The 13,932-nt window shown below is 70.7% G+C and carries 10 protein-coding genes; 8 read left to right on the top strand and 2 right to left on the bottom strand.

Features of this window, described 5'->3' with window-relative positions; translation table 11 throughout:
* Positions 1 to 17: 17 nt before the first annotated feature.
* From ACGFX4_RS38705 to ACGFX4_RS38740, 8 genes are all read left to right on the top strand, one after another.
* Positions 18 to 1,724: a ribulokinase gene (locus ACGFX4_RS38705; RefSeq protein ID WP_393085390.1), complete on the top strand. Its 1,707-nt coding sequence runs from the start codon at positions 18 to 20 to the stop codon at positions 1,722 to 1,724.
* Positions 1,725 to 1,727: 3 nt separating this feature from the next.
* Complete coding sequence (locus ACGFX4_RS38710) at positions 1,728 to 2,399, top strand: L-ribulose-5-phosphate 4-epimerase (RefSeq protein WP_393085392.1); 672 nt, start codon at positions 1,728 to 1,730, stop codon at positions 2,397 to 2,399.
* Between the two features lie 12 nt (positions 2,400 to 2,411).
* A complete protein-coding gene (araA, locus tag ACGFX4_RS38715) occupies positions 2,412 to 3,920 on the top strand; it encodes an L-arabinose isomerase (RefSeq protein WP_393085394.1) in 1,509 nt (502 codons plus the stop codon).
* A gap of 70 nt (positions 3,921 to 3,990) precedes the next feature.
* Positions 3,991 to 5,085 carry an aldose epimerase family protein gene (locus ACGFX4_RS38720; protein WP_393085396.1) on the top strand — a complete coding sequence of 365 codons (1,095 nt, stop codon included), beginning with the start codon at positions 3,991 to 3,993 and terminating at the stop codon, positions 5,083 to 5,085.
* A 29-nt stretch (positions 5,086 to 5,114) separates the two neighbouring features.
* Positions 5,115 to 6,602: a family 43 glycosylhydrolase gene (locus ACGFX4_RS38725; RefSeq protein WP_393085398.1), complete on the top strand. Its 1,488-nt coding sequence runs from the start codon at positions 5,115 to 5,117 to the stop codon at positions 6,600 to 6,602.
* A 14-nt stretch (positions 6,603 to 6,616) separates the two neighbouring features.
* Positions 6,617 to 8,056 (top strand): family 43 glycosylhydrolase, encoded by a 1,440-nt coding sequence (locus tag ACGFX4_RS38730; RefSeq protein ID WP_393085400.1) that lies wholly within the window; start codon positions 6,617 to 6,619, stop codon positions 8,054 to 8,056.
* 64 nt (positions 8,057 to 8,120) lie between these two features.
* Positions 8,121 to 9,485, top strand: coding sequence for a glycoside hydrolase family 43 protein (locus ACGFX4_RS38735; protein ID WP_393085402.1), 1,365 nt, complete (start codon positions 8,121 to 8,123; stop codon positions 9,483 to 9,485).
* 19 nt (positions 9,486 to 9,504) lie between these two features.
* The gene (locus tag ACGFX4_RS38740; protein WP_393085404.1) at positions 9,505 to 10,902 is read left to right on the top strand and encodes an AbfB domain-containing protein; all 1,398 of its coding nucleotides are present in this window, start codon (positions 9,505 to 9,507) and stop codon (positions 10,900 to 10,902) included.
* 84 nt (positions 10,903 to 10,986) lie between these two features.
* On the opposite strand, the gene mmsB is transcribed toward ACGFX4_RS38740, so the two are convergent.
* Together mmsB and mmsA are read right to left on the bottom strand one after the other, a co-directional pair.
* The gene (gene mmsB / locus ACGFX4_RS38745) at positions 10,987 to 12,222 is read right to left on the bottom strand and encodes a multiple monosaccharide ABC transporter permease (RefSeq protein WP_393085406.1); all 1,236 of its coding nucleotides are present in this window, start codon (positions 12,220 to 12,222) and stop codon (positions 10,987 to 10,989) included.
* Between the two features lie 3 nt (positions 12,223 to 12,225).
* Entirely contained in the window at positions 12,226 to 13,773 is a 1,548-nt protein-coding gene (gene mmsA / locus ACGFX4_RS38750) for a multiple monosaccharide ABC transporter ATP-binding protein (RefSeq protein WP_393085408.1), read from the bottom strand.
* Positions 13,774 to 13,932 lie beyond the last annotated feature (159 nt).

The raw sequence follows: 13,932 nt of genomic DNA on the forward strand, positions 1-13,932 counted from the left end.
AGGAAGAGACAGTGACCGTGACCTCCCCCCGAAACCAGGCGAGCGGACCGGAGAGCTACGTCGTCGGCATCGACTTCGGGACCCTGTCCGGCCGGGCCGTGGTCGTCCGGGTCGGCGACGGCGAGGAGTTGGGCACCGCCGTCCACCCGTACGCCCACGCGGTCGTCGAGGACCGCCTGCCCGGCACCGGCCGCCGCCTGCCGCCCGACTGGGCGCTGCAGCACCCGGACGACTGGCGCGAGGTGCTCCGCACCGCCGTCCCGGCGGCCGTCGCCGCCGCCGGCGTCGACCCGGCCGCGGTGATCGGCATCGCGACCGACTTCACGGCCTGCACCGTGCTCCCGGTGCTGGCCGACGGCACCCCGCTCGCCGAGACTGAGCGCTGGGCCGGGCGTCCGCACGCCTGGCCGAAGCTGTGGAAGCACCACGCCGCCCAGGGCCAGGCCGACCGGATCAACGCCCTGGCCCACGCCCGGGGCGAGAAGTGGATCCACCGCTACGGCGGGAAGATCTCCGCCGAGTGGCAGTACGCCAAGGCCCTGCAGGTCCTGGAGGAGGACCCGGCGGTCTACGCCGCGTGCGAGCGCTGGATCGAGGCCGCCGACTGGATCGTCTGGCAGCTCAGCGGCATCGAAACCCGCAACACCTGCACCGCCGGGTACAAGGGCATCCACCAGGACGGCGGCTACCCGAGCGAGGAGTACCTGGCCGCGCTGCACCCGGACTTCGCCGACTTCGCCCGTACCCGCCTGGAGCACCCGCTCTCCCCGCTCGGCTCCCGGGTCGGCTCGCTGACCGCGCAGGCCGCCGCCTGGACCGGACTGCCGGAGGGCATCGCGGTGGCGGCCGGCAACGTGGACGCCCACGTCGCGGCGCCCGCCGCCCAGGCGGTGGAGAACGGCCGACTGCTGGCCATCATGGGCACCTCCACCTGCCACGTGGTGAACGGCGCCACCCTGGCGGACGTCCCCGGCATCTGCGGAGTGGTCGAGGGCGGCATCGTCGAGGGCGCGTACGGCTACGAGGCGGGCCAGAGCGCGGTCGGCGACATCTTCGCCTGGTGGCTGCGCCAGGGCGCCCCCGCCGACTACCTGGCCGAGGCCGAGGCCAACGGCGAGGACCTGCACCAGCTGCTCACCCGGAAGATCGCCGACCAGCCGGTCGGCGGGCACGGCCTGGTCGCGCTGGACTGGATGAACGGCAACCGGTCCACCCTGGTCGACCACCACCTCTCCGGCGTCATCGTCGGCCTCACCCTGGCCACCCGCCCCGAGGAGATCTACCGGGCACTGCTGGAGGCCACCGCCTACGGCACCCGGGTGATCGTCGAGGCACTCGAACAGGGCGGCGTGCCGGTCACCGAGTTCGTGGTCACCGGCGGCCTGAAGAAGAACGCCCTGCTGATGCAGATCTACGCGGACGTGCTGCGCCGCCCGGTCTCGCTCGCCGTCTCCGAGCAGGGCCCGGCGCTGGGCTCCGCGATCCACGCCGCCGTCGCCGCCGGCGCCCACCCGGACGTGCGGACCGCCTCCGCCGCGATGGGCCGCCTCCAGCGCGCCGCGTACGTCCCCGACGAGGCCCGCGCCGACGCCTACGACGAGCTGTTCGCCGAGTACCGCGCCCTGCACGACCACTTCGGCACCGGCCCCGACAAGCAGCTCCACCGCCTGCGCCGGCTGCGCAACGCCGCACTCACCGCCCCGACCGCCGACAGCGAGGACTGAGCCATGACCTCCCCGATCGACCTGGTCCGACGCCAGGTCAGCGACCTGCACCAGGAACTGGTCCGCTACGGCCTGGTGGTGTGGACCGCGGGCAACGTCTCCGCCCGGGTGCCCGGCGAGGACCTGTTCGTCATCAAGCCCAGCGGCGTCTCCTACGACGAGCTCACCCCCGCCAACATGATCCTCTGCGACCTGGACGGCACCGTCGTCGAGGGCGACCACAGCCCGTCCTCCGACACCGCCGCGCACGCCTACGTCTACCGGCACCTGCCCGAGGTCGGTGGAGTGGTGCACACCCACTCCACCTACGCCAGCGCCTGGGCCGCCCGCGGCGAGGCCGTGCCGTGCGTGCTGACCGCGATGGCGGACGAGTTCGGCGCCGAGATCCCGATCGGCCCGTTCGCGCTGATCGGCGACGACTCGATCGGCCGGGGGATCGTGGACACCCTGAAGGGCCACCGCTCGCCCGCCGTCCTGATGAAGAGCCACGGCGTCTTCACCATCGGCGCGGACGCGAAGGCCGCCGTCAAGGCCGCCGTGATGTGCGAGGACGTGGCCCGCACCGTGCACATCTCCCGCCAGCTCGGCGAGCCGCTGCCGATCGCGCAGGCCGACATCGACCACCTCAACCACCGCTACCGGCACGTCTACGGCCAGCAGCCCGCTGCCCGCTAAGGAGACCTTGCGATGACCGACCCCTTCGAGAGCCGCGAGATCTGGTTCCTCACCGGCAGCCAGGGCCTCTACGGCGAGGACACCCTGCGCCAGGTCGCCGACCAGTCCCGCGCCATCGCCGACCAGCTCGACGCCGCCCCCGCCGTCCCGGTGCGGATCGTCTGGAAGCCGGTCCTCACCGACGCCGCCGCGATCCGCCGGATCTGCCTGGACGCCAACGCCGACGACGGCTGCATCGGCCTGATCGCCTGGATGCACACCTTCTCCCCGGCGAAGATGTGGATCGCGGGCCTGGACGCGCTGCGCAAGCCGCTGCTCCACCTTCACACCCAGGCCAACCGCGAACTCCCCTGGTCCACCATCGACATGGACTTCATGAACCTGAACCAGGCCGCCCACGGCGACCGCGAGTTCGGCTTCGTGCAGGCCCGTCTCGGGGTGCCTCGCAAGACCGTCGCCGGCCATGTCTCCGACCCGACCGTCGCCACCCGGATCGGCGCCTGGGCCCGCGCCGCCGCCGGCCGTGCCGAGCTGAGCCAGCTGAAGCTCGCCCGGTTCGGCGACAACATGCGGGACGTCGCGGTGACGGAGGGCGACAAGGTCGAGGCCCAGCGCCGGTTCGGCGTCTCGGTCAACACCTACGGCGTGAACGATCTGGTCGCCGCCGTCGACGCCGTCGAGGACGGCGCCGTCACGGAGCTGGTGAAGGAGTACGAGGAGCAGTACCGCCTCGCCCCCGAACTTCGGGCCGGCGGCGAGCGACACGACTCGCTGCGCTACGCCGCCCGGATCGAGGCCGGACTGCGCGGCTTCCTGGAGGACGGCGGATTCCGCGCCTTCACCACCAACTTCGAGGACCTCGGCGGCCTGCGCCAGCTCCCCGGGCTGGCCGTCCAGCGGCTGATGGCCGACGGCTACGGCTTCGGCGGCGAGGGCGACTGGAAGACCTCGGTGCTGCTGCGCACCCTCAAGGCGGTCGGCGCCGGGCTGCCGGGCGGGACGTCCTTCATGGAGGACTACACCTACCACCTGGAGCCGGGACGGGAGTTGATCCTCGGCGCGCACATGCTGGAGGTCTGCCCGTCGATCGCCGCCGCCACCCCGACCTGCGAGATCCACCCGCTCGGCATCGGCGGCCGGGAGGACCCGGTCCGGCTGGTCTTCGACGCCGAGCCGGGCCCCGCGGTGGTGGTCGGCCTCGCCGACCTGGGCGAGCGCTTCCGCCTGGTCGCCAACGAGATCGACGTGGTCGACCCGCAGGAGCCGCTGCCCCGGCTGCCGGTGGCCCGCGCGGTGTGGCGGCCCCGGCCCGACCTGCGGACCTCCACCGAGGCCTGGCTGACCGCCGGTGCGCCGCACCACACCGTGCTCTCCCGCGCCGTCGGCACCGAGGAGCTGGAGGACCTCGCCGAGATGCTCGCCACCGAGCTGGTGGTGATCGACGAGGACACCCGGATCCGCCGGTTCACCCGCGAACTGCGCTGGAACCAGGCGTACTTCCGGCTGGCCCAGGGCTTCTGATCCCGCCGTTCCCCGACCGGGCGGATCCGCCCCCGGGTGCCGCCCGTCCCTGACGAGAGGTGTCGCACCGATGATGATCCGCCAGGAAGCGCCGTGGCTGCTGCCGGACGGCCGGGCCGTCGAGCGCTGGGTGTTCGGTGTCGAGGACGGCGTCCGCGCCGAGGTGCTCGGCCTCGGCGCCCGGCTGCAAGGGCTGTCCGCGCCGGACCGCGAGGGCCGCCCGGCCGATGTCGTGCTCGGCGCCCGCGGCCCGGCCGAACTCCTCGGTGGCGCCCGCTTCTTCGGCGCCACCGTGGGACGGTACGCCAACCGGATCGGGCACGGCGTCTTCACCCTCGACGGCGTCGAGCACCGGACGGCGGCCGGCCGCAACGGACACACCCTGCACGGCGGACCGGGCGGCTTCGCCACCCGGCTGTGGGCCGGCGAGGAGGTCCGCGAGCAGGGCCGGGTCGGTGTCCGCTTCACCCTGCACAGCCCCGACGGCGACCAGGGCTTCCCGGGCGCCCTGCGGGTCGCCGTGACGTACCTGCTGGACGCCGACGGCGCGCTGGCCGTCGAGTACGCGGCGGAGACCGACGCCCCCACCGTGGTCAACCTGACCAACCACGCGTACCTCAACCTGGCCGGCGAGGGCGTCGGCCGGATCCTGGACCACCTGCTGCGGGTGGACGCCGACCGGTACCTGCCGGTGGACGGCGAGCTGATCCCGTTCGGGCCGCCGGAACCGGTCGCCGGCACCCCGTTCGACCTCACCCGGCCGGCCGGACTCGGCGGGAGGCTCTCCGCGGCCCACCCCCAACTCTGGCTGGCCGGCGACGGGTTCGACCACACCTGGGTGCTGCGCGAAGGCACCGGCCTGCGGCGCGCGGCGACCCTGTGGCACCCGGGCAGCGGCCGCCGGGTGGACTGCTTCACCACCGAGCCCGGCCTGCAGGTGTACACGGGCAACCTGTTCGACGGCTCGCTGACCGGCCCGGGCGGCGCGCCCTACCCCGCGTACGCCGGGATCGCGCTGGAGACCCAGCACTTCCCCGACTCGCCGAATCGACCCGCGTACCCGTCGACCGTGCTGCGGCCCGGCGAGGAGTACCGCTCCCGGACGGTCTACCGGTTCTCGGTGGACCGCTCCGGGGAGCTCGACCGAACAGCTGGTGAGCGTTAACAGAGTCACATTTCCCGAAGGGACCGCGCGTGACCCCCACCCGTTCGCGTACCTGGCTCGCCCTGCCGGCGGCCGCCCTGTTCGCCCTGCTCTGCGGCACCCTCGCGGTGCCCGCGCAGCCCGCGACGGCGGCCGCCGGCCGCACGTACACCAACCCGATCAAGGCGCAGAAAGGCGCCGACCCCTGGCTCGAGTACCACAACGGCAACTACTACCTGGTGACCACCTCCTGGACGTCGGAGATCACCATGCGCAAGTCGCCCACGCTGGCCGGGCTGGCGACCGCGCCGAGCGTGCAGGTGTTCAGCGACAGCAACCCCAACCGCTGCTGCAACATCTGGGCGCCGGAGCTGCACTTCTTCAACAATCACTGGTACCTGTACTACGTCGCCGGCCGGAACGTCAGCGACTACGGGCCGACCCAGCGCCTGCACGTCGCCGAGAGCGCGGGTACCGACCCGATGGGCCCGTACACCTTCAAGAACGACCTCGCCGCGCCGGGCACCGACACCTGGCTGATCGACGGCAGTGTGCTCCAGGTGAACGGCTCGCTGTACCTGCTCGGCAGCGCCTTCAGCGGCGGCACCCAGAACCTGGTCATCGCGCCGATGTCCAACCCGTACACGGTGAGCGGCGCGCTGGGCGTGATCTCCACCCCCACCTACAGCTGGGAGAAGTCCGGCGCCGCGGTCAACGAGGGCCCGGAGCCGCTGTACCACAACGGCAAGACCTTCATCGTCTACTCGGCGAGCTACTGCACCACGGCCGACTACAAGCTCGGCCGGCTCGAACTCACCGGCAGCAACCCGCTGCTCGCCTCCTCCTGGACCAAGAAGTCCACGCCGGTCTTCCAGCGCGACGACTCCGCCGGCGTCTACGGGCCCGGCCACAACGGCTTCTTCACCTCCCCGGACGGCACCGAGAGCTGGATCGTCTACCACGCCAACAACTCCGCCTCCGGTGGCTGCGACAACAACCGCACCACCCGCGCCCAGAAGTTCGGCTGGAACGCCGACGGCACCCCGAACTTCGGCGTCCCGGTCGCGCTCGGCACCTCGCTGGCAGGGCCGTCCGGTGAGACCGCGACCACCCCGACCAGCTACACCCTGGTCAACCGCAACAGCGGCAAGTGCCTGGACCTGGAGAACGGTTCGGCCGCCGACGGCGCCAATGTCCGGCAGTGGTCCTGCAACGGCGCCGCCGCACAGAAGTGGCGGATCGAGGACCGCGGCGACGACACCTCCCGGCTGGTGAACGTGGCCAGTGGCAAGGTGCTGGACACCGCCGACTGCTCGACGGCCGACGGCGCGGACCTGCGCCAGTGGTCCTGGCTGAACAACGCCTGCCAGCGCTTCCGCCTGGTCGTCACCGACCAGGGCGGCTGGGTACGCCTGGTCAACGCCAACAGCGGCAAGGTCGCCGACGTCGCCAACTGCTCCACCGCCGACGGCGCCGACGTCCGCCAGTGGTCCTGGCTCAACAACGCCTGCCAGCAGTGGCAGCTCACCGCCGACTGAGGAGATCCACCCCCATGAAGCGCACACCGCCCCTGGCGGCCGGTGCGGCGGTCCTGGCCGCCCTGCTGCTGCCGGCTCCCGCCGCGCAGGCCGCCGTTCCCGCCTCGCCCGCGGTCGGCTACAGCAACCCGCTGATCGACCATCGGGCGGACGCCCAGATCTACAAGCACACCGACGGCTACTATTACTTCACCGCCACCGTCCCCGAGTACGACCGGATCGTCCTGCGCCGTGCCACCACCATCCAGGGCCTGGCCGGTGCCCCCGAGACGGTGATCTGGACCAAGCACGCCGGCGGCGCGATGGCCAACCACGTCTGGGCGCCGGAGATCCACTACATCGGCGGCAAGTGGTACGTCTACTTCGCGGCCGGCGACTCCGCCGACCAGTGGAAGATCCGGATGTACGTGCTGGAGTCCTCCTCCTCCGACCCGCTGACCGGCGGCTGGACGGAGAAGGGGCAGATCGCCACCCCGACGGACTCCTTCTCCCTGGACGCCACCACCTTCACGGTCAACGGCGTGCGCTACCTCAGCTGGGCGCAGAAGGACCCGGCGATCGCCACCAACTCCAACGTCTACATCGCCAAGCTGAGCAACCCCTGGACCATCTCCGGCACCCCGGTGCGGCTGACTGTGCCCACGTACAGCTGGGAGACGGTCGGCTACAAGGTCAACGAGGGTCCGGCGCTGATCCAGCACGGCGGCAAGGTCTTCCTGACCTACTCGGCGTCGGCCACCGACAGCAACTACTGCCTGGGCATGCTGACCGCCTCGGCCACCGCGGACCTGCTCGACCCGGCGGCGTGGACGAAGAGCGCCTCGCCGGTGTTCGCCGGCAACGCGGCCACCTCGCAGTACGGGCCGGGGCACAACCAGTTCACCGTCTCCGAGGACGGCAAGAGCGACGTCATGGTCTACCACGACCGCTCGTACAAGGACATCACCGGCGACCCGCTGAACGACCCGAACCGCCGCACCCGGGTGCAGAAGGTGTACTGGAACGCCGACGGCACGCCCAACTTCGGCATCCCGGTGGCCGACGGCGCCACTCCGATCCGGCTGTCCTCGTACAACTACCCGACGTACTTCATCCGGCACTGGGACTACCGGGCGAAGCTTGAGCCCGACGTCGCCAACCTCGCCGACTCCCAGTTCCGGACCGTCACCGGCCTGTCCGGCAGCGGCACCGTCTCGCTGGAGTCCGCCAACTTCCCCGGCTACTACCTGCACAGCAAGAACGGCGAGGTGTGGGTGGAGAAGAACGACGGCACCACCGCCTTCAAGGACAGCGCCAGCTTCTACCAGCGCGCAGGCCTCGCGGATGCCGCAGGGGTGAGCTACGAGGCATACAGCAGCCCCGGCCGGTACCTGCGGCACTACGAGTACCTGCTGTACACCCAGCCGGTCACCACCGCGCTCGCCCGGCAGGACGCCACCTTCCACCAGCAGTAACGACCCCCACCCCAGGCCCGGCCGCCCCCGTGCGGCCGGGCCGGCACGTGAAGAGAGGACGACGATGTCCCGCTTCCTCACCCGGGCCCGCCGGGCCGCGACCGGACTGCTCGCGGCCGGTGCCCTGGCCGCCGGGCTGCTGACCGCCGCGCCCGCGCCCGCGCAGGCCGCCGCGCCGCCGGCCGGCACCGCGACCCGGTACACCATGACGGCGTTCACCAACAGCAGCGAATCCAACATGTACGTCTACGAGTCGCCGGACGCCACCGGCTACCGGCTGCTCAGGGCCACCGCCTACACCCCGCCCGGCGGGCTGATCCGTGACCCCAGCATCATCCGGCACACCGACGGCCGGTACTACGTCACGTACACCACCGGCTGGGACGGCAACACCATCGGCTTCGCCACCAGCACCGACCGGGTGAACTGGACCTTCCTCGGCAACCGGACCCTGCCGCTGAGCGGAGTGAAGTCCACCTGGGCGCCAGAGTGGTTCGTCGACACCGACGGCACGGTGAACGTGATCGTCTCGGTCTCCACCACCGGCAGCGACTTCAAGCCGTACAAGCTCACCGCCACCGACGCGGCGCTCACCAGCTGGAGTTCGCCCATCGCGCTGGCCGGGATCGGGCCGAACCACATCGACACCTTCGTGGTCAAGGTCGGCTCCACCTACCACGCGTTCAGCAAGAACGAGACCACCAAGTACATCGAGCACTCCACCGCAAGCAGCCTGACCGGCCCCTACACCTTCAACGGCACCGGGAACTGGGCCGGTTGGGGCAACTGGGTGGAGGGTCCGGCGCTGATCCCGCTGGACAACGGCGGCTGGCGGATCTACTACGACGGCTACAGCGCGCACAAGTACTACTACAGCGACAGCTACGACGGCCTTGCGACCTGGACCACGCCCACCGAGCTGCCCGGACTCAGCGGCTTCGCCCGGCACTTCACCGTGCTCAAGGAGACGGTCAGCGGGGGAGCGGCCCTGCCGGTCAACACCAAGCGCGCCCTGCAGTCGGCGAACTACCCGACCCGGTACGCGAGTTCGAGGTCAGGGCTGGGATACCTCGACCCGGTGGACGCGAGCAGCAGCGCGACCGTCAAGCAGGACGCCACCTTCACCGTCGTCCCCGGGCTGGCCGACGCCAACTGCTACTCCCTCCGCGCCGCCGACGGCCGCTACCTGCGGCACTGGGACTTCAAGCTGCGCCTCGGCAGCAACGACAACACCGCCGTCTTCCGCGCCGACGCCACCTACTGCGCCCGCCCCGGCCCGGCCGCCGGATCGGTGTCGCTGGAGTCGTACAACTACCCGGGCCGATACATCCGCCACTACGACTACGAGCTGCGCGTCGACGTGTATCAGGACAGCGACACCTTCCGCGCCGACAGCTCCTTCCTGCCCGTCACCCCCTGGGCCGCCTGAGCCGGAGAGGACGCCGACCATGAAGCTTCCCCGCAGGATCGTCACCGTCACCGCCGCAGCCGCCGCACTCACCGCGACGCTCGCCGCGCCCACCCCGCAGGCGAGTGCCGCGACCACCTACGCCGGGTACGTGATGGGCTACTTCACCGAGTCCAACCAGGGCGCCGGCAACAACTACGGCCTCCACCTCGCCGTCTCCACCGACGGCCTGGAGTGGACCCCGCTCAACCAGAACGCCCCGGTGGTCACCCCGACCGCGGGCACCCTCGGCCTGCGCGACCCGTTCATCCTGCGCAAGCAGGACGGCACCTTCCAGATCCTCGCCACCGACCTCAACGGCACCGACTGGTCCCAGCAGAACCAGTACATCCACGTCTGGGACTCGACCGACCTGCGCAGCTTCACCAACTACCGCCGGGTCAAGCTGCATTCGATGGCCACCCACAGCTGGGCCCCCGAGGCCTTCTGGGACGCCTCCCGCGGCCAGTACGCCATCATCTACTCGGCCGACAACGGCACCCGCAACGTCATCATGGTCAACTACACCACCGACTTCACCAACGTCAGTACCGCGCAGGTGTACTTCGATCCCGGCTTCAACGTGATCGACGCCGACGTGGCGGTCGGCGACAACGGCACCAACTACCTGTACTACAAGGACGAGGCGTCCGGCGGAAAGCTGCGCGGCGCCAAGGCCACCTCGCTCGCACCCGGCAGCTTCAACAGCGGCACCTACACCGGCACCATCGCGCACGGCGGCACCGAGGCGCCCATTCTGGTCAAGTCACTGACCGCGTCGAACACCTGGTACCTGTGGGGCGACACCTACACCCCCAACGGCGTCTTCTACGCGTGGCAGACCACCTCGATCGGCATCGATGCCTGGACGCCCGTCGACCAGAAGCGCTACACCCAGCCGCTCAACTCCAAGCACGCCACCATCACCCCGATCACCGCCACCGAGATGAGCAACCTGCTGGCCAGGTGGGGCGCCCCGACCTGGAACCGGCTGAAGTCGTACAACTACCCCGACCGGTACGTCCGGCACGCCGACTACGCGGGCCGGATCGACCCCTACCCCTTCGACCCGTACCTCGACTCCGAATGGAAGCTGGTCCCCGGCCTCGCCGACAGCGCGGGCGTCTCCTTCCAGTCGGTCAACTTCCCCGACCGCTATCTGCGGCAGAGCAGCTACAACGTGGTCCTCGACCCGAACGACGGCTCCAGCACCTTCAAGTCCGACGCCACCTTCTACCCGACCGCGGGCCTGGCCGACGCGGCCGCGAAGTCGTACCGCTCCTACGCCCACCCGGACCGGTACCTGCGCCACTTCGCGTACGCGCTGCGGATCGACCCGCTCGGCGCTGGCTCCCCCGTGCTCGACCGACAGGACGCCACTTTCCTGCTCACCCGCTGAGCCGGAGTTCACGCCCCGCCGTCAGCGGCGTGAGCACACGAAGGCCCCCGTCCGCGGACGGGGGCCTTCGGCGCGGTCAGCGGGTCAGGAACCGACCTTGCGCTTGTTCCAGACGTCGAAGCCGACCGCCGCGAGCAGCACCAGGCCCTTGATCACCTGCTGGTAGTCGGTGCCGACACCGACGATCGACATGCCGTTGTTGAGCACGCCGAGCACCAGGCCGCCGATGATCGCGCCGAGCACCGTGCCGACGCCGCCGGTCGCGGAGGCGCCGCCGATGAACGCCGCGGCGATGGCCTCCAGTTCGAAGTTGATGCCCGCCTGCGGGGTGCCGGCGTTCAACCGTGCGGCGAAGACCAGGCCGGCCAGCGCGGCCAGCACGCCCATGTTGACGAAGGCGAGGAAGACCACCCGCTTGCTCTTCACACCGGACAGCTTGGCCGCCGCCTCGTTGCCGCCGATCGCGTAGGTGTGGCGGCCGAGGATGGAGTTGCGCATCACGTAACCGAAGCCGACCAGCAGCACACCGAGGATCAGCAGCACGATCGGCACGCCGTGGTAGCTGGCCAGCAGCAGCGTGAACACCAGCACCGCCGCCGCGATCGCGGCCAGCTTGGCCACGAACAGGCCGACGGGCAGCACCTCCAGGCCGTGCGAGGCCGCCTGGCGCCGTCCGCGCACCTCCTGCAGGACGGAGATCGCGAGCACCGCGAGGCCGAGCAGCAGGGTCAGGTTGTGGTAGTTGGTCTGCGGTCCGACCTCCGGCAGGAAGCCGCTGCTGATCTTCTGGAAGCCGTTCGGGAACGGTGCCACCGACTGGCCCTGCAGCAGGATCTGGGTGCCGCCGCGGAACAGGAGCATGCCGGCCAGCGTCACGATGAACGACGGGATGCCGATGTAGGCGATCCAAAAGCCCTGCCAGGCACCCGCCGCCGCACCGATCAGCAGCGCGGCGACCAGCGCGACCGGCCACGGTACCTGGTGCTTGACCATCATCACCGCGGCCGCCGCGCCGACGAACGCCGCCAGCGAGCCGACCGAGAGGTCGATGTGCCCGGCGATGATGACGATCATCATGCCGATGGCCAGGATCAGGATGTAGCCGTTCTGCTGGATCAGGTTGGTGATGTTCAGCGGCTGCAGCAGGATGCCGTCGGTCCAGATCTGGAACAGCACCACGATCAGCGCGAGCGCGACCAGCATGCCGTACTGGCGGACGTTGCCGCGCAGCGCGGAGCCCAGCACCTCGCCGACCGATCGGCGGGCGGGCGCCGACGTACCGGCGGGCGGGGTCTGCGGGGTGGTCTCGGTCTGGGTCATGCCTTACACCTGCTCGTTGTGGGGGACGGCGCTCATCGTCATGAGTCGCATCAGGGATTCCTGGGTGGCGTCGGCGCGGTCCACCTCGCCGGTGATCCGGCCCTCGGCCATGGCGTAGATCCGGTCGCACAGGCCGAGGAGTTCCGGCAGCTCGGAGGAGATCACCAGCACCGCCTTGCCCTGCTCTGCGAGCTCGGCGATCACCGTGTAGATCTCCGCCTTGGCGCCGATGTCGATGCCGCGGGTCGGCTCGTCCAGGATCAGCACCTCGGGACCGGCGAAGATCCACTTGCTGAGGACGACCTTCTGCTGGTTGCCGCCGCTGAGCTTCCCGGTCTCCGCGAACACCGAGGGAGCCTTGATGTTCATGGTCTTCCGGTATGACTCGGCGACCCGCCGCTCCTCGTGCTGGTTCACCCAGCCGCGCTTGGCCACCTTGCCGAGCGCGCTCAGCGAGATGTTCCGGCTGATGTTGTCGCTCAGGTTGAGCCCCAGCTGCTTGCGGTCCTCGGTGACGTACGCGAGGCCGTGCGCGATCGCCTCCGGCACCGTGCGGGTGCGGACCTCCTGTCCGTCCAGCAGCACCCGCCCGCCGGTGTACCGGCCGTACGAGCGGCCGAAGACGCTCATCGCGAGCTCGGTCCGGCCGGCGCCCATCAGGCCGGCGATGCCGACGATCTCGCCGCGCCGGACGTTCAGGGAGGCGTTGTCGACCACCTTGCGCTGATGGTCGATCGGGTGCTGCACGGTCCAGTTCTCGACCGCGAAGGCGACCTCGCCGATCTGCGGGGTCCGCTCGGGGTAGCGGTGCTCCAGGTCTCGGCCGACCATGCCGCGGATGATCCGGTCCTCGGAGATGCCCTCGGCGCCGATCGCGATGGTCTCGATGGTCCGGCCGTCGCGCAGGATGGTCACCGAGTCGGCGACCCGGGCGATCTCGTTCAGCTTGTGCGAGATGACGATGCAGGAGATGCCCTGCGCCTTGAGCTCCAGGATCAGGTCGAGCAGCTTGCGGCTGTCCTCGTCGTTCAGCGCGGCGGTCGGCTCGTCCAGGATCAGCAGCTTCACCTCCTTCGCCAGGGCCTTGGCGATCTCGACGAGCTGCTGCTTGCCCACGCCGATGTCGGCGATCCGGGTGTGCGGGCTGTCGTGCAGGCCGACCCGCTCCAGCAGCTCCTTGGCGTGGGTGAGGGTGCGGTTCCAGCTGATCATGCCGCGCCGGGCGTGCTCGTTGCCGAGGAAGATGTTCTCGGCGATCGACAGGTACGGGACCAGGGCGAGCTCCTGGTGGATGATGACGATGCCGCGCTGCTCGCTGGCGCGGATGTCCTTGAACCGGCAGGGCTCGCCCTCGAAGAGGATCTCGCCCTCGTAGCTGCCGTGCGGGTAGACGCCGCTGACCACCTTCATCAGGGTGGACTTGCCGGCGCCGTTCTCCCCGCAGATGGCGTGCACCTCGCCGGCGGCGACGCTGAGGTTGACATCGGAGAGCGCCTTGACGCCCGGGAACGACTTGCTGATCGAACGCATCTCGAGGACCGGTCCGGCCATGGTTGCGCCATCCGTATCTCTGGGGGGGGGGGGGGGGGGGGGGGGGGGGGGGGGGGGGGCGCGCCGCCCCCCCCCCCCCCCCCCCCCCCCCCCCCCCCCCCGCACGGACACGGCTTGGACGGGCGGTGCGAGGTTGCTAAGGTTCGAGGCACCGTGACA

This window comes from Kitasatospora sp. NPDC048365 (genome assembly GCF_043200835.1).
GTDB classification, from domain to species: domain Bacteria; phylum Actinomycetota; class Actinomycetes; order Streptomycetales; family Streptomycetaceae; genus Kitasatospora; species Kitasatospora terrestris.